Raw genomic sequence first — 16,220 nt, 5'->3', positions numbered from 1 at the left:
ATGCCTCAGAGATAGACCCGCAGATACTCTGTCAGGCACAGGAGCGCCATCGCCTGTCCATACGGCATGGAGGTCAGCGGTATCTGGCGGTAATAGTCTAAATCACTGCCCATCGCGGTGCCGAATGACACCTGCGTCAGCTCACCGTCATCATTGATGTGTTCCATCACACCTTTCAGTGCACGCTCGGCCACAGGATAATAGTCGCGGCTGAGATAGCGTTTACGCACAGCTTTCAGGATGCCGTAAGCGAAACCGGCAGTCGCCGAGGCTTCAAGATACGCGTCACGATCGTCCAGCAGCGTATGCCATAACCCGCTTTCATGCTGGCACTCCGCCAGCGCTTTCACCTGTCTTTCCAGCACCTGAAGCAAGTAGCGGCGGGTGGCGTGTTGCTCCGGCCAGTTCATCAGTTCAAGAAAATCGGGAATGGCGATGGTCAGCCAGCTGTTACCGCGCGCCCAGCGGGCGTTGGCAAAGTTGTGGTGGCCGTCGAATGTCCAGCCGTGGAACCACAGGCCGGTCTGGCGATCCATCAGATATTGTGTATGCAGCAGAAACTGATAGGTGGCTTCTTCGACAAACTCCGGACGGTTAAGCAACTGGCCTATTTTCGCCAGTGGCAACACGCTCATCATCAGCGTGTCATCCCACATCTGCTGGTGGTTCTCATTGTTATAGACCAGATGCTGAATACCATTATGCTCAGTGCGTGGCATGTCATACATCACCCATTCTGCCCAGCGTTCCAGTACCGGGCGCAGGGACGGATCGCGCGTTTCTTCATAGCGGTACGCGAGGGTCAGGAACGGACAGACAGTATTGACGTTTTTGGTCGGTGTACCCTCCTGGAGCCGTGCACTAAACCAGTCATCGATACGTTGCAGGGTCAGCTTATCGCCGGTCTGCTGGTAATAGTGATACATGCCGTACAGCCCGATGCCGTGCGTCCACTCCCAGCCTGCCCAGCCTTTGGTATCAATCACCCGGCCATCATCCAGGCGCAGCAAAAATTCTCCGCTTTCATCAGTAATGCCGACCAGATTATCACTGACGCGGGCAATCAGCTGCTGTAGCGCGGTGCGCGGCAGCAGGTATTCGGGCTGGCGCAGCAGTGCGCTGAACTTAACCGGGTAAACTGTCATCGTGGTGCTCCTGAGGTCGGATAGAAGGGAAGGCGGCGCGTGTTTCTGACAACGCTGCTGCCTGAGGTTTATGACGATTGAGGTAGCCAACATTGTTGTTACCCCAGAGATTCTCATACGGCATACCGGTCAGGGTTTCGACGGTGGCACGTGCTTCCGGTGTCAGCTGCTGCGGAACCACACCATCGGCCTGGCGCATTTTCAGCGTTTCTTCGCGCAGGGTATGGTGAGTGGCAAGATTGAGTTTAAAGCGCAGGGAGATAATAAAACCGAATGTCAGCATCACCAGCGTGCCGGCACCGAGAATAACGACAATGGTATGGCCGACCTGGGGAAGCTGCTCCGCTTTGCCCGAGACAAACCCGGAAAGTTGCAGGACGATACCGACCACCATCACTGCACCTGCCTGTGAGGCTTTGCGCGTCAGCGTCATGATTCCGGCAAAAATCCCCTCGCGCCGCTGACCGGTAATGGCTTCATCCAGATCCGCAATGTAGGTGTAAATATTCCACGGGATATAGTTGATGCCACCACGCCCCAGACCCGCTACCGCGGAAATCAACAGCAGCAGTGCCAGGTTATTACTCATACCCGCGTACCACAGCAGGCAGTATGAGAGGGCGCTGGCGGCAAACAGTGCCACCACCAGGCGATAGGCCGGGGCAGGCCCAATGCGAATACATAACGGGATCATGCCAATCACCGCGATAAATTGCAGGACCGCCATGGTGCCCATCAGGTTGGAGGCCAGCTGCGCGCTCTGCATCAGCACAAAAACCACGTACCAGGTAAACACCGCGTTAAACACATCCTGAGCGATGTAGCCGCCGAGATACATACCAAGATGCTGGCGGAATATACGGATACGTAACGTTGATGCCAGCTCGACATACAGGCGTTTCAGGCTCTGGCCCAGCGTGAGGTGTTTTTTCTCCTCCTCTGCGCGTTTTGACTCTTCCGACATGGCATCGGCCGGACGCTCCCAGGTGAAGAACCACACCAGCGTCAGCACGATGGCACAGAGTGTGGAAAACACCAGGCTGGAATAGAAGAATGACACCGCGTTGTCCTTACCGAAAACCCCCAGCAGGATGCCCGGTAAAAAGGCGGCAAGAATCGCAGATAGCTGGGCGAGGGCGATACGGGCACCGGAGAAGCGCGTTTTCTGCTTAAAGTCGTCGGTCATTTCCGGTACCAGTGTTTCATAGGGCACCAGCACCATGGTGTAGACGATATCAAACAGCAGATAAGTGAGCAGATACCACAGGTAGCTCATATCCCCGACCCACATCAGGCTGTAGCTGAACACACAGGGAATGCCGAGCAAAATAAAGAACTTACGGCGGCCAAAGCGTTTACCCAGCCGGGTGCTGCCGAAGTTATCGGTGAGAAAGCCCATCAGTGGACTGATCACGGCGTCCAGCACCCGGGCAAGGGCGAAGATAAAGGTCGCTTCAATTGGCGTCAGGCCACAGAAGGTGGTGTAAAAATAAAGCAGCCATGCGGCGGTCAGGGCAGTAGTGCCGGCGCCGAGAAAATCACCGGAACCGTAGGCGAGATAATTTGCCAGTCCGATCTTACGAGTGTGCATCAGGAAAACTCCTTGCGCGGTGGGGTGGCTTCAGCCACAGGTTCCGGACAACTCATACGGATGCTGGAAAAATAGAGCGTTCGCGATGGCTGAACCTTGCCGTTTTTGCCATCTGAGGCAAGAAGGTGGCAAAATGGCCGTCATCGGTGTGTCGCACATCTAAATTTATAAAACACTGTTTTGTTTTTATCGAAAGTAGCGGTTCATTTTGTTGATGAACAGCACAGAAAGAGGGTGAAGGGCAACGCTGAGAGAGTGAAATGCCGTAAAGCCGAGCGATTAACCAAAGAAAAGTCAGTTGCAGGTTGAAAGAAAACGATTCTCTCGCTCATACTGCGGTAACGTTAACGACATGAACACAAGGACAGATAGCATGGCTGAAGAAACCATTTTCAGTAAAATTATCCGCCGTGAACTCCCGGCCGACATCGTCTATCAGGATGAACTGGTCACGGCATTTCGCGATATCTCCCCGCAGGCGCCGACGCACATTCTTATCATTCCTAACCTGCTGATTGCCACGGCTAACGATGCTGTCGCCGGGCATGAAGCCGCGCTGGGACGTATGATCACCGTAGCGGCGAAAATCGCGAAGGATGAAGGGATTGCTGAAGACGGCTACCGTTTGATCATGAACTGCAATAAACACGGCGGTCAGGAGGTTTATCATATCCACCTGCATCTTGTCGGTGGCCGACCTTTAGGCCCAATGCTGGCGTCCTGAACGCCAACGAATACGGACATAATCCTATGCGGGCAAGCGTAACGGCCATCACGTTACTGATAGCATTAACCGGATGCAGCAGCGATCGTACTGCCATCAATACCTCACAGTCACTGGTGATGGAATCGTCAGTATTGTCAGCGGGGATCACGACCGACGAACCGACGATCCGCGAGACAGAAGGACAACAGCGCGCGTCAACGGTACTATTTAATCAGCAGGAAAAACCGGTCCAGGTGACCTACCGATTCTATTGGTATGATGATAAAGGGCTGGAAATCTTGCCGTTTGAACGACCACATACCCTGACGGTACCCGCTCATGGTAAAGCCGAAATTTCATCTCAAACCGGTAATCTGACGGCAAGCAAAGTTCGTCTCTATCTGTATCTGTAAGGAGTTATTGCGTGAACAGCAACATCGTTAAACGCTCAGGAGTGCTGATGCTGGCGCTTTTTCTGAGCGGCTGTGTATTTTTTCAGAAGCAACAGGAAACGGCACCCCCTGCGCCCGTTGAACCGGTGCAGCCACCGATTACTGTGCCTGAACAGCCAAAAGCAGAGCCGGGGCAGAACGTGCCACCGCCGCCGAAAATGCAAACCCTCAACTGGCCAGCCAGTGTTTCTCCGCTGATTGCCCAGATGCTCAAAGCGGATGGCGTTACGCCTGGCGGCGTGCTGCTGGTGGATAATGTAAAAAACAGCACCAACGGCAGCCTGCAAAGTGCTAAAGCGACGGCTGCGCTGCAAAGTGCGTTGAAGGATAACACCCAGTTTACGCTGGTGACGCCACAACAACTGGCGGTGGCGAAGCAGACGCTCGGTCTGTCAGCGGATGACAGCCTGGTCTCACGCAGTAAAGCGGTGGGTCTGGCGCGTTACGTGGGTGCACAGTATGTGCTGTACAGCAATGCGGAGGGAGATGTGAAATCACCCACGCTGCAAATGCAGTTAATGCTGGTGCAGACCGGCGAAATCATCTGGTCAGGTAGCGGTGCCGTTGTGCACTGATCCCGCCCTTGAGCGGCTGATCATGCAACAATTTCCGGCGGCGCGAGCCGCCGGTTCTTTTTCCCCCCTTGAGGGATTGAGCGGGTGCAGTGTTCAGGTTTCGCTTGAGGGAGTTTCCCTGCTGGCCAGGCGTGCCGCAGGGCTGCAGACCATGCCTGGGGTGGATCGCCAGCGTGAATACCGCCTGCTGCGCAAACTGGCCGCCAGCGGCCTTACACCGCGCGTTTATGGACGCAATGCGGACTGGCTGCTTCTGGCCTGGCAGCCGGGTAACGTGCTGTCGACAGGGCAGTGGGACAGGTGGGTAGAACCTCTGGTGAATGAAGTCGTCCGCTTGCACCGTCAGCCGCTGTCAGGATACCCCTTACAGCTGCTGCCGCTGCTGATGAGCTACTGGCAGCGCAGTCAGCCTGCGCGGCGCCAGATACACTGGCTACGGGCGCTAAAGCGCTGTCAGCGGCAGGGCGAACCGAAACCATTACGGATGGCCTTACTGCATATGGATATTCACTGCGGGAACCTGATCCTCAATGACGGGCGCCTGCGGCTGATTGACTGGGAGTACGCCGGCGATGGCGATGTGGCGCTGGAACTGGCCGCGATCATAATGGGTAACGGGCTGGATGCACAGCAACAGCAGCGTTTGATTATCCATTATTCGGATCGGCAACAATTTGATTATGACCCACTACGACGGCAGGTTGACCGTTGGTTACCGTGGCTCGATCTACTGGCGACCAGCTGGTATGAGTTACGCTGGCAGCAAAGTGGTGAACACCAATTTAAGACGCTGGCAGCCGAGGGCTGGCAGCGCATGTCATCAGGTTAAGAGGTGAAGTGTGGGACCGGTAATGTTAGATGTACAAGGCGGCGAACTGGATGCCGAAGAGCGTGAAATTTTACAACACCCGCTGGTTGGCGGACTGATCCTGTTCAGCCGTAACTATCACGATCCGGCGCAGCTGCGTGAGCTGGTGCGACAGATCCGTGCGGCATCGCGCCATCGTTTGGTGGTGGCCGTCGATCAGGAAGGTGGCCGCGTTCAGCGCTTCCGCGACGGATTTACGCGTCTGCCGGCGATGCAGGCTTTTGCCGCATTACATCGTGGTGAGCAGGCCGAGGCACTGGCCCAGCAGGCAGGCTGGTTGATGGCCTCTGAAATGATTGCAATGGATATTGATATCAGCTTCGCCCCGGTACTGGATATTGGTCACGGCAGCGCGGCCATCGGCGAACGCTCATTCCATGAGAATCCGCAGGTTGCCCTGCAAATGGCGCGTTCATTTATTCGCGGGATGCACGACGCGGGAATGAAAACCACGGGTAAGCATTTCCCAGGACATGGTGCTGTGAGTGCAGATTCCCATAAAGAAACTCCGCGAGATACGCGCAGTGAAGCCGAGATCCGCCAGCATGACATGCCAATCTTCAGGCAGTTGATTGCGGAACAGGCGCTGGACGCAATTATGCCGGCCCACGTTATCTATACTGAAGTTGATGCGCGCCCGGCCAGCGGTTCGTCACACTGGCTAAAAACCGTCCTGCGTGAGGAACTTGGTTTTGACGGCGTCATCTTTTCAGATGATTTGTCGATGGAAGGTGCGGCTATTATGGGCAGCTATGCCGAGCGGGGTCAGGCCGCGTTGGATGCCGGGTGTGACATGATTCTGGTATGCAATAATCGTCAGGGAGCGGTGAGCGTGTTGGATAACCTGTCGCCGATCAATGCTGAAAGGGTGACGCAGCTTTACCATCGAAGCTCATTTACCCATCAGCAACTGCGTGACTCGACACGCTGGAAAGAGACCAGTGCCACACTGAGTCAATTGCAGGAACGCTGGCTGGAACATAAAGCGGCGGCAGGCATCTGATTTCAGGCTGCCTGCGGCGCATCAACGGTGAGGATGACAATGATTATTTATCTGCACGGTTTTGATTCAAACAGCCCGGGCAACCATGAAAAAGTGTTGCAACTTCAGTTTATTGACCCGGATGTCCGGCTGCTCAGCTACAGCACCCGGCATCCGAAGCACGATATGCAGCATCTGCTGAAAGAGACCTACAAGATGTTGCAGCAAAGTGATGACGAACGGCCATTGATTTGTGGTGTTGGTCTGGGCGGCTACTGGGCTGAACGTATCGGCTTCTTGTGTGATGTGCGCCAGGTGATGTTCAATCCTAACCTGTGGCCACAGGAAGTGATGGAAGGCAAAATTGACCGCCCGGAAGAGTATGTTGATATTGCCACCAAATGCGTCGGCAATTTCCGTGAGAAGAACCGTGACCGCTGTATGACCATTCTTTCCCGTCATGACGATGCGCTTGATAACCAGCGCAGTGCCGAGGCGTTACAACATTTTTACGAGCTGATATGGGATGAAGTGGAAGGGCATAAATTCAAGAATATCTCCCATCATCTTCCGCGAATCAAAGCGTTCAAATCATTAGGTTAATCCCCGTTTTTTATCCCTCGAAAACAGACCTCATGCCCGCTAAAAGGCGGGCTGGATGCAGGGTCTTTATTCGTACTATTCTTAGTTTTGCTAATAAAATTGACCAGGATCAATTTTCTTAGAACAGATGAATTCCCTCGTGTTATTCTGGCCCCAGCTCGCGAATTAACATCGCCAACCCTATGTTTACTAAGGTTATTTATTTAACTTTTAGTTAACGATTGGTTTACTTTTAGAGAGGGTCGTTTGACAACACCTATGAAAAAAATTGTAATCATCGGCGGAGGTGCCGGAGGTCTTGAACTGGCGACTCAGCTGGGGCACAAACTGGGCCGCAAGAAGAAAGCACACATTACGCTGGTGGATCGTAACCACAGCCATTTGTGGAAACCCTTGTTACACGAAGTGGCAACCGGGTCGCTGGATGAAGGTATTGACGGCCTGAGCTACCTGGCACATGCGCACAAACATGGTTTCAGCTTCCAGCTGGGAACGCTCACCAACCTCGATCGTGAGAATAACCGTCTGCAACTGGCTGAAATTCGCGATGCGCAGGGTGAACTTCTGGTCCCGGAGCGTGAGCTGGCGTATGACACGCTGGTGATGGCGCTGGGGAGCACCTCAAACGACTTTGGTACGCCGGGCGTAAAAGACAACTGTATCTTCCTCGATAATCCACACCAGGCACGCCGTTTCCATAATGAGATGCTGAACCTGTTCCTGAAGTTTTCCGCCAGTGAAGGTTCGCAGGATAAGGTTAATATCGCTATTGTCGGCGCGGGTGCGACCGGCGTTGAGCTGTCAGCCGAGCTGCATAACGCGGTGAAACAGCTGCACAGCTATGGCTATAAAGGTCTGGACAGCCAGGCGTTGAACGTCACGCTGGTGGAAGCCGGTGAACGTATTCTGCCTGCACTGCCACCGCGTATCTCCAGCGCGGCTCACAGCGAGCTGACCAAGTTGGGGGTACGCGTGCTGACTCAGACGATGGTCACCAGCGCGGATAAAAAAGGTCTGAACACCAAGAGCGGCGAATTTATTGATGCCGATCTGATGGTCTGGGCGGCAGGGATCAAGGCACCGGACTTTATGAAAGAGCTGGGCGGCCTGGAAACCAACCGTATTAACCAGCTCGTGGTTGAGCCAACCTTACAGACGACTCGTGACCCGAACATTTACGCCATTGGTGACTGCGCATCCTGCGCGTTGCCGTCCGGCGGTTTTGTCCCTCCGCGCGCACAGTCTGCGCACCAGATGGCCTCACGTGTTTTGGCCAATATTCTGGCGGATATAAAAGGGCAGCCACAGAAACCGTACGTCTATAAAGATCACGGTTCACTGGTCTCACTGTCCCGCTTCAGTACAGTGGGTAGCCTGATGGGTAACCTGATGCGCGGTTCGATGATGGTCGAAGGGCGCATTGCGCGTTTCGTCTATATCTCGCTGTACCGCATGCACCAGGTTGCGCTGCACGGTTACTTTAAAACCGGGTTGATGGTGCTGGTGGGCAGTATCAACCGCGCGATCCGTCCGCGCCTCAAGCTGCACTAAGCTGTGAAAAAACGGCTTATACTCCCGGATGAGCGTCTGTGGTGGTATAAGCCGTTCTTCTGACTCCCCCCGCTAATCCCCTTTGATAAGAACTCTCTTAAAAACTTTCTCTTATCATGCCTGATCCGATTTTCGTCCAGTATTCTTATTGTCACAATCCCCGGCTGGTAGCAGAATTCCTATCAATTACCACGGCGCGTCGCGCACGCCGAATATGCCGCACCTGTTCAGGATGCCGCAGTAATCAAGAATGCGCGGTAACAATGTCAGGAGGTTTCCTGTGAATAAATCAATGTTAGCGGGTATTGGTATTGGTGTTGTGGCTGCACTCGGTGTAGCAGCGGTGGCCAGTATGAATGTGTTCGATCGCAGCCCACAGTTCGCGCAGGTACTTTCAGCCACGCCGATTAAAGAGACCTTGAAGAATCCACGTCAGGAGTGCCGTAACGTCACGCTGACTCATCGTCGCGCTGTTCAGGATGAAAACCGCATCGCCGGTTCCGTGCTGGGTGCTGTTGCCGGTGGTGTGCTGGGTCACCAGTTTGGTGGCGGTCGTGGTCGTGATGTTGCCACCGTGGCGGGTGCGCTGGCGGGGGGCTATGGCGGTAACCAGGTCCAGGGCGCGTTGCAGGATCGTGATACCTACACCACGACCGAGCAGCGTTGTAAGACGGTCTACGATAAGCAGGAAAAAATGCTGGGTTATGACGTCACTTATAAGATTGGCGACCAGCAGGGTAAAATCCGCATGGAGAATGACCCGGGTACACGTATTCCGTTAGACGATAATGGTCAGCTGGTGCTGAGTAATAAAGCGTAAGTCAGCAGATTGACGCTATACGATGAAAAGGGACCTCATGGTCCCTTTTTTGATGTCAGCCCGTTGCATTCTCCAGCATCTGCTGCATAAACGTCTGCACCCACTTCATCCGCACCTTACGTTCGCCCAGCTCACGGATAAATTTCAGACGCGTTGGCCCATCCAGGCGCCAGTGCTGCGGTTCTTTTTGTAACAAACCAATCAGCCATACCGGGTCGACCTTGTTTTTCTCTGCAAACTCAACGAAACCGCCTTTCTCACTGGCTTCGACCTTGCGGATACCCAGCGTTTTCGCCACCAGACGCATAGACGCGATATCCAGCAGATTGCGTGCCGCATCCGGCAGCAGGCCGAAACGGTCAATCAGCTCAACCTTCAGGTCGTCCAGTTCGCCCGGCTGCACGGCGCTGGCAATGCGTTTATAGAATGAAAGACGGGTATTCACATCCGGGATAAAGTCATCCGGCAATAGTGCCGGCATACGCAGCTCGATCTCGGTCTGATTGTTGGTCAGATCCTCGAGCGAAGGTTCACGCCCCTCTTTTAATGCATCGACGGCGTTTTCAAGCAGTTCCATATACAGTGAGAAACCAATGGTTTCCATCTGGCCGCTCTGACCTTCGCCCAGCAACTCCCCGGCACCACGAATTTCCAGATCGTGTGTTGCGAGCGCAAATCCGGCGCCCAGATCCTCTAACGAAGCAATGGCTTCCAGACGCTTATGCGCATCGGTGGTCATCGATTTTGGATGTGGCGTCAGCAGCCAGGCATAGGCCTGATGGTGCGAACGCCCGACGCGACCACGCAGCTGATGCAGCTGTGCCAGGCCAAAGTGATCGGCGCGTTCAATGATGATGGTGTTCGCGGTCGGGATATCAATACCGGTTTCAATAATGGTGGTACAGACCAGCACGTTAAAACGCTGATGATGGAAGTCATTCATCACCCGCTCCAGTTCGCGCTCACGCATCTGACCGTGACCGATGGCCACACGGGCTTCTGGCACCAGATCCGACAGGCGTTTTGCCGCCTTTTCAATATTCTCAACGTCGTTGTACAGGTAATACACCTGGCCGCCGCGCAGTACCTCACGCAGGATCGCCTCGCGCACCACCATATCGTCATATTCACGTACGAAGGTTTTCACCGCCAGACGGCGCGCGGGCGGCGTGGCAATAATCGACAGATCGCGCATTCCGCTCATCGCCATATTCAGCGTACGCGGGATCGGTGTGGCGGTGAGCGTCAGGATATCCACGTCGGCGCGCATCGCTTTGATTCGCTCTTTATGGCGCACGCCAAAGCGATGCTCTTCATCGACGATCAGTAACCCTAGATCGCGCCACTTGATGTCGTTTTGCAGCAGCTTATGGGTGCCGATAAGAATATCGACCTTACCCTCCTGCGCCTCTGCCAGCACCTGTGCCTGTTCTTTGGCGGTACGAAACCGTGACAGCATCTCAATACGTACCGGCCAGTTAGCAAAACGGTCGCGGAAGTTATCGTAATGCTGCTGAGCCAGCAGGGTGGTCGGCACCAGCACGGCAACCTGCTTATGATTTTCTACGGCCAGGAAGGCGGCGCGCATGGCGACTTCGGTTTTACCGAAGCCAACATCGCCGCACACCAGACGATCCATTGCCAGCGGCTGGCACATATCGCTCAATACCGCATTGATGGCCTGCGCCTGGTCCGGGGTGGTTTCAAAAGGGAAGCTCTCACAGAACAGCTGGTACTGCTGTTTGTCGTGCTTAAACGCGAACCCGGTTTTCGCCTCGCGCTGTGCGTAGATATCCAGCAGCTCTGCTGCAACGTCACGCACTTTCTCGGCTGCTTTTTGCCGCGCACGTGACCAGGCATCGCTGCCCAGTTTATGCAATGGGGCATTCTCTTCGGCGCCGCCGGCATAACGGCTGATCAGATGCAGTGATGAGACTGGCACATATAACTTGGCATCCCCGGCATAAGCCAGCATCAGATACTCGGCCTGAATCCCCCCCGTTTCCAGCGTAGTGAGGCCAATGTAGCGGCCCACGCCGTGCTCCAGATGCACCACGGGCTGACCGGGACGCAGTTCGGCAAGGTTACGGATCAGGACATCCGGGTTAATGGTCCGGCGGCTATCCTGACGGCGGCGACTGACGCGCTCCCCCAGCAGATCGCTTTCACAGATCAGGGCGCGGTTGCGCAGCCGGTCAATAAAGCCGTGTTCGCTGGCACCAATTAACAGATAGTGACCGGGTTGGTCGGCCTGCGGCAGCGAGTCGATAGCGGTGGGTTTTAACTTGATGCGTGCCAGCAATTCCTGCAACGTTTCACGGCGGCCCTCGCTTTCTACCGAGAACACCACCGGACCATCGAAAGACTCAAGGAAACGGCGCAGCGTGTCCAGCGGGGCTTTGGCCTGCGCCTGTACGGCGAGGTCCGGCAACGTTTCATAACGCAGGTTGGTATTGGCGGCTTTGTCAGCCAGCAGGTCGGTTTTCAACTGTACGCGAGGCCACAGCTTCAGTTCGCTGAACAATTCATCCGTACGCAGCCACAATGTCGGAGGCGGTAGCAGTGGGCGCATCGGGTCGACGCGGCGGTTTTCATAACGTGCATTGACATCCTGCCAGAAGCGCTCGGCGCCGCTTTCCAGATCGCCGGAAATCACCAGCAGTGTGGTGGCCGGGATATAGCTGAACAGCGCGGGAAGGGGCTGCTCAAAAAACAGCGGCTGCCAGTACTCAATCCCGGTAGGCAACGTCCCCTTACTCACCTGCTGATAAATATGCTCGGGCTCACGGCGCACATCAAAATGCTCGCGCCACTGGGTGCGAAACAGTTCGATGGCTTTTTTATCGGTCGGGAATTCGTGAGCGGGCAGCAGATCGATCGCTGTCACTTCTTCCTGCGTACGCTGGCTGTCGATATCGAACAGACGCAGGCTGTCGATTTCATCATCAAAGAAGTCGATGCGGTAGGGGCGTTCACTGCCCATCGGATAGAGGTCGAGCAGGGCGCCACGGGTAGCAAATTCACCGTGTGCCATGACCTGGTCAACGCTGCGATAACCGGCTTGCTCAAGCTGGGCACGCAGCTTATCACGTGAGAGCTTCTGTCCCTTTTTCATCACCAGCGCGTGGCCGTGCAGGAAGTTATGCGGGCAAACGCGCTGCATCAGGGTATTGACCGGCATAATCAGTAACCCGCGTTCCAGCCCGGGAAGTTGATATAAAGTGGAAAGCCGGGAGGAGATGATTTCCTGATGGGGAGAAAAACTGTCGTACGGCAGGGTCTCCCAGTCAGCCAGTGCCATCACGGGGTGGGAGGTAAACTGTTTGATTTCATCCTGCAGGCGCAGTGCATTCTGCATATCCTGCGCAATCAAAATCACCAAACCATGATGACGTTCAACAATTTCGGCGCATTCAACGGCACAGGCCGCGCCGGTGAGTTGCCCCAGCTGGCGCTGGTCACCTGCTCTGGTCGGCAGGTCATAACGGTAGAGTTCAGGCATAATAAGTTAGACGGTCTCTTCACAAAAGGGAGAACGGGACCCCTGGCGCGCCGGGGGGGCCCGATTCAGCTAGATGGAGTATACCTTGATTTTAGCGCTTGTTGGGGGCAGTACGTTATTTTGGTGATTGTTGACCATCATGCATTCTTGGGCGGTCGATATTCGCCCATATCAGTTCGTTTTCAGCGTGATAGCTGTGGTTTCCATCATCCCACTTGATGTAATATCCTGCGGATCGGTCGCCCTGATCAAAGACGTTAAGGACCACACCTTTAATCTGTCCCGTTTTATGGCGCACAATACTGCCTTTAGGAAATCTGGACATTACTACCTCCTGTACCAGCAGGGCCTCAGGCGAATACTCTTTACAGTAATAGCGCTATTTTCCCCCTGTTGAAAGGGGTTTGGCCTGAAGGAGATCAATAAAAATGTCATCACTCTGTCGTACGAACGCCGCGTGCTGGCTGCGCAGTAGGCAGCGGTCTAAACTGTGTAAAAACCAAGAAGAGTAGCGGCGGAGAATGCTTAAGTGATGCCTGACAAAAGTTCGCGTTTCTTTCGGCCTAAAAACATGGTTCATTTCTGTTTTGCGATTGTCTTTGCCTTCTCCAGCATTTTAACCCTGCATGAAGCGATAGTGCTGAAATCGTCACATGAAACCACCCAGCGTGCCTGGCTGACTCAGGCGGGCAGCAGCCTTGAGCGGCAGTGGCAGCAAAGTATTGATGAGATGTTCTTCTTTCGTAATATGCTGCGCCATGCGCTTGGCGATCCGCTGGAAACCGATAAATCCCGTGATGCGTTAACCGTCTTTGCCGGCGAGCGGCAAAGTCCGCTGTGGAGCATCTCTATTAATACCGAGCGCAGCATACCGATCTCCGGAATTTCTGATGCTGCCGTACAGCGCCTGCCATTACTCGACCGCAGCGATCCACAGCGCCTGAACGATGAGCTAACCGCCGCGCTGGAGATGAGCTACATCCTGCAGTTCAACAATCCTCAACAGGATTTCCACTACCGTCTCTGGTATATCTCGCGCGCCGGTTTTTATCTGAGTTCTGTGCCTGACGATCATGCCGAGACGGCGACAAGTTACAGCAGCGTTATCAACCGCCCTTATTTCCTCAGTGCCAGCCCGGAACAAAACCCGCAGCGTAAACTTCGCTGGTCTGGAACCTATCGTTCCGTTGATAACGAAGGTGATGTGGTGACGGTGGCTCTGCCCGTCGACCATGACCAATACTGGTATGGCGTTCTGGCGATGGACTTTTCCACCCAGGTCATTCAACGGTACTTACAGCACGCTTTGCCCAGGTGGCAGGACGGCAGCATCATCTTGTTCGATAGCCAACAACACGCGGTGGCGATTTCGGATGGTCAACCGCTGAACGAACACGGACTGGATGCTGCACAGGTGGCCAGCATTTTCAGCCAGGTTACCCCGGAGCAAAGTGGGCAAATCCGTTCAGGAATGCAGTTAATCACCTGGATGCATTTACAAAACTTCGACGGACTGCTGGTTAATGTGCAAACCCTGCATGAGGGGCTGCGGGGTGAAGCGGGACGGGTGATGATGATACTGCTGCTGATGTGGGGGCTGTTCAGCCTGACGCTGCTGGCGTCCCATCAGGCCATCATTCGGATGATCGGGCGCTTATTGACCCTTCAGGAAACCCTGAGCTGGCGTGCGAACTATGATGGTTTAACCCGCCTGTTAAACCGCAGTGCCTTTTTCGACCATGCGGAACGCGTGTCAGCGTTCTGTGAACGTCAGCAGCAGCCTGTTTCTCTGATTCAGCTCGATCTTGACCACTTTAAATCGGTGAACGATACGCTTGGGCATCATGCGGGCGATGTGGTGTTGACCCATGCAGCGGCCATCATTGCCCAGACCGTGCGAAAAGTGGATGTGCTGGGGCGCGTAGGGGGCGAAGAGTTTTGCATTGTCTTACCCGATACCGGGCTTGAGGAGGCAGTAGAAATAGCGGAGCGAATTCGCGGCAAGCTGGCCTCAAAAGAGGTGTTGATTGACGCCACTCATACGTTGAAGGTGACCGCCTCACTGGGTGTGAGCAGCAGCGAAGAGCAGCAGGAGTACCAGATAGATACCCTGCAATCGGTGGCAGATGGCCGGCTTTATCAGGCAAAAGCCGCCGGCCGTAACTGCGTCAGCAGCGGGCCTTAAACGTCCCCGCTGTTATCATCTTCGACCGCCTGGTAAATGCGTTGCATGATATCAGGAAAGGCCGATTGTACCCGGCTCCAGCTGGGGATAAACGGCTTCTCATTCGGGCGCTCAATAAAGGCTTGTCCGGCATCAAGGATCGACTGCGTAAACGTTTCGACGGCGGCTTCTTCCGCATGTTGATCGAAAGTCAGGCCATTCATGGTCGCTTCATGGTGGTAGATTTCCATCATATCCAGCGCATTGCGATAATAGGTCGCTTTCAGCACGCGGAAGGAATCACTGGTGATACTGACTCCCATCGTGGCCATCTTGCGCAGTAACGACTGCACAATGTCGTTGCTCATGCGCTTCAGACCGCCAGTGCCGTCCTCTTCTGCCAGTGGCTGATGCTTATGATCGTAATTATCCGCGATCTCTACCTGGCAGCTCTGGCGGGTGGTGTAGTTGCGATATATTTCTGACAGTACGCCGATCTCCAGCCCCCAGTCGCCCGGCAGCTTGATGCCGTTGAGCACATGCGTGCGCATGGCGAACTCGCCGGAAAGAGGGTAGCGAAAGCTGGTCAGGTAATCCAGATAGTCAGAGTGACCGTATACTTTTTGCAGAGAACGTAACAGCGGTCCCACCAGCAGCCGTCCCACACGACCGTTGAGCTTGTTATCGGCTACCCGCGCATAGAAACCTTTGCAGAACTCATACTGAAAGCCGGGGTTAGCCAGAGGATAGAGCAGGCGCGCCAGCATTCCCCGTTCATAGGTAACAATATCGCAGTCGTGCAGGGCGACGCAGGCCGACTTGTCTGACGCCAGGGTATAGCCGGTGCAAAACCAGACGTTACGGCCTTTTCCCGGTTGCGAAGGTGATAGCCCCTCTTTGTCCAGCTCCGCATCCAGCGCCTTCAGACGCGGTCCATCGTTCCACAAAATACGATGTCGCTGTGGCAGACGTGAAAAGAACTCGCGAGCGAGCAGAAACTGGTCGCGGTCCGCGCGGTCCAGACCGATAACAATCTCCGACAGGTAGGGGACTTTGGCCAGTTCATCGACAATATGACTGAGGGCTGGACCTTCCAGTTCGGAAAAGAGTGATGGCAGGATCAACCCCATTTTGCGCTTGCGCGAAAAGCGCACCAGATCTTTTTCCAGCGTCTCTACGGAGCGTCCGGTCAGATTATGAAAATTCGTTATCACGCCATTCTGGTAAAAATCGCTCATCGCTTACCCCTTAAAAATCGCCT

General features: G+C 54.7%; 14 protein-coding genes. 9 read left to right on the top strand and 5 right to left on the bottom strand.

The genetic code is table 11. The features are described 5' to 3' along the window. Positions 1 to 5 precede the first annotated feature (5 nt). The gene (bglB, locus tag FY046_RS05760; RefSeq protein WP_133842844.1) at positions 6 to 1,145 is read right to left on the bottom strand and encodes a beta-galactosidase BglB; all 1,140 of its coding nucleotides are present in this window, start codon (positions 1,143 to 1,145) and stop codon (positions 6 to 8) included. Further along, positions 1,126 to 2,736 carry an MFS transporter gene (locus tag FY046_RS05755; protein ID WP_446185859.1) on the bottom strand — a complete coding sequence of 537 codons (1,611 nt, stop codon included), beginning with the start codon at positions 2,734 to 2,736 and terminating at the stop codon, positions 1,126 to 1,128. The genes bglB and FY046_RS05755 overlap by 20 nt, the downstream gene beginning before the upstream one ends. A gap of 373 nt (positions 2,737 to 3,109) precedes the next feature. Here FY046_RS05755 and hinT point away from each other — a divergent pair, with 373 nt between their 5' ends. The 8 genes from hinT (at position 3,110) to FY046_RS05715 (ending at position 9,293) form a co-directional block, all read left to right on the top strand. Next, positions 3,110 to 3,460 carry a purine nucleoside phosphoramidase gene (hinT, locus tag FY046_RS05750; RefSeq protein WP_133842848.1) on the top strand — a complete coding sequence of 117 codons (351 nt, stop codon included), beginning with the start codon at positions 3,110 to 3,112 and terminating at the stop codon, positions 3,458 to 3,460. A gap of 26 nt (positions 3,461 to 3,486) precedes the next feature. Then, positions 3,487 to 3,855: a YcfL family protein gene (locus FY046_RS05745; RefSeq protein ID WP_133842850.1), complete on the top strand. Its 369-nt coding sequence runs from the start codon at positions 3,487 to 3,489 to the stop codon at positions 3,853 to 3,855. Between the two features lie 47 nt (positions 3,856 to 3,902). Further along, entirely contained in the window at positions 3,903 to 4,469 is a 567-nt protein-coding gene (lpoB, locus tag FY046_RS05740; protein WP_133843459.1) for a penicillin-binding protein activator LpoB, read from the top strand. Between the two features lie 22 nt (positions 4,470 to 4,491). Beyond that, a complete protein-coding gene (gene thiK / locus FY046_RS05735; RefSeq protein WP_166653712.1) occupies positions 4,492 to 5,298 on the top strand; it encodes a thiamine kinase in 807 nt (268 codons plus the stop codon). A 22-nt stretch (positions 5,299 to 5,320) separates the two neighbouring features. Then, entirely contained in the window at positions 5,321 to 6,340 is a 1,020-nt protein-coding gene (gene nagZ, locus FY046_RS05730) for a beta-N-acetylhexosaminidase (protein ID WP_171149408.1), read from the top strand. 39 nt (positions 6,341 to 6,379) lie between these two features. Next, complete coding sequence (ycfP, locus tag FY046_RS05725) at positions 6,380 to 6,922, top strand: alpha/beta hydrolase YcfP (RefSeq protein ID WP_133842856.1); 543 nt, start codon at positions 6,380 to 6,382, stop codon at positions 6,920 to 6,922. 246 nt (positions 6,923 to 7,168) lie between these two features. Next, positions 7,169 to 8,473, top strand: coding sequence for an NAD(P)/FAD-dependent oxidoreductase (locus FY046_RS05720; protein WP_133842858.1), 1,305 nt, complete (start codon positions 7,169 to 7,171; stop codon positions 8,471 to 8,473). 280 nt (positions 8,474 to 8,753) lie between these two features. Further along, positions 8,754 to 9,293: a glycine zipper 2TM domain-containing protein gene (locus FY046_RS05715; RefSeq protein WP_133842860.1), complete on the top strand. Its 540-nt coding sequence runs from the start codon at positions 8,754 to 8,756 to the stop codon at positions 9,291 to 9,293. A gap of 55 nt (positions 9,294 to 9,348) precedes the next feature. Here FY046_RS05715 and mfd read toward each other — a convergent pair whose 3' ends face one another. Together mfd and FY046_RS05705 are read right to left on the bottom strand one after the other, a co-directional pair. After that, positions 9,349 to 12,795, bottom strand: coding sequence for a transcription-repair coupling factor (gene mfd / locus FY046_RS05710; RefSeq protein ID WP_133842862.1), 3,447 nt, complete (start codon positions 12,793 to 12,795; stop codon positions 9,349 to 9,351). A 115-nt stretch (positions 12,796 to 12,910) separates the two neighbouring features. Continuing rightward, the gene (locus FY046_RS05705; RefSeq protein WP_133842864.1) at positions 12,911 to 13,120 is read right to left on the bottom strand and encodes a hypothetical protein; all 210 of its coding nucleotides are present in this window, start codon (positions 13,118 to 13,120) and stop codon (positions 12,911 to 12,913) included. A 207-nt stretch (positions 13,121 to 13,327) separates the two neighbouring features. On the opposite strand from FY046_RS05705, the gene dgcQ reads away from it, so the two are divergent. Continuing rightward, positions 13,328 to 14,980 (top strand): cellulose biosynthesis regulator diguanylate cyclase DgcQ, encoded by a 1,653-nt coding sequence (dgcQ, locus tag FY046_RS05700; RefSeq protein ID WP_133842866.1) that lies wholly within the window; start codon positions 13,328 to 13,330, stop codon positions 14,978 to 14,980. Here dgcQ and FY046_RS05695 read toward each other — a convergent pair. After that, positions 14,977 to 16,197 carry a glycosyl transferase gene (locus tag FY046_RS05695; RefSeq protein ID WP_133842868.1) on the bottom strand — a complete coding sequence of 407 codons (1,221 nt, stop codon included), beginning with the start codon at positions 16,195 to 16,197 and terminating at the stop codon, positions 14,977 to 14,979. The two genes, dgcQ and FY046_RS05695, sit on opposite strands and share 4 nt — an antisense overlap. Positions 16,198 to 16,220 lie beyond the last annotated feature (23 nt).

It is taken from the genome of Erwinia sp. 1181_3 (genome assembly GCF_052824965.1).
This window is presented reverse-complemented; position numbering and strand designations above follow the sequence as displayed.

Bases quoted from the DNA above. Each gene is read 5' to 3' on its own strand.
- FY046_RS05755 (WP_446185859.1), bottom strand. From the start codon at position 2,736: ATGCACACTCGTAAGATCGGACTGGCAAATTATCTCGCCTACGGTTCC.
- nagZ (WP_171149408.1), top strand. From the start codon at position 5,321: ATGTTAGATGTACAAGGCGGCGAACTGGATGCCGAAGAGCGTGAAATT.
- thiK (WP_166653712.1), top strand. From the start codon at position 4,492: ATGCAACAATTTCCGGCGGCGCGAGCCGCCGGTTCTTTTTCCCCCCTT.
- dgcQ (WP_133842866.1), top strand. From the start codon at position 13,328: ATGCCTGACAAAAGTTCGCGTTTCTTTCGGCCTAAAAACATGGTTCAT.
- hinT (WP_133842848.1), top strand. From the start codon at position 3,110: ATGGCTGAAGAAACCATTTTCAGTAAAATTATCCGCCGTGAACTCCCG.
- FY046_RS05695 (WP_133842868.1), bottom strand. From the start codon at position 16,197: ATGAGCGATTTTTACCAGAATGGCGTGATAACGAATTTTCATAATCTG.
- FY046_RS05745 (WP_133842850.1), top strand. From the start codon at position 3,487: ATGCGGGCAAGCGTAACGGCCATCACGTTACTGATAGCATTAACCGGA.
- lpoB (WP_133843459.1), top strand. From the start codon at position 3,903: ATGCTGGCGCTTTTTCTGAGCGGCTGTGTATTTTTTCAGAAGCAACAG.
- ycfP (WP_133842856.1), top strand. From the start codon at position 6,380: ATGATTATTTATCTGCACGGTTTTGATTCAAACAGCCCGGGCAACCAT.
- mfd (WP_133842862.1), bottom strand. From the start codon at position 12,795: ATGCCTGAACTCTACCGTTATGACCTGCCGACCAGAGCAGGTGACCAG.
- FY046_RS05705 (WP_133842864.1), bottom strand. From the start codon at position 13,120: ATGTCCAGATTTCCTAAAGGCAGTATTGTGCGCCATAAAACGGGACAG.
- bglB (WP_133842844.1), bottom strand. From the start codon at position 1,145: ATGACAGTTTACCCGGTTAAGTTCAGCGCACTGCTGCGCCAGCCCGAA.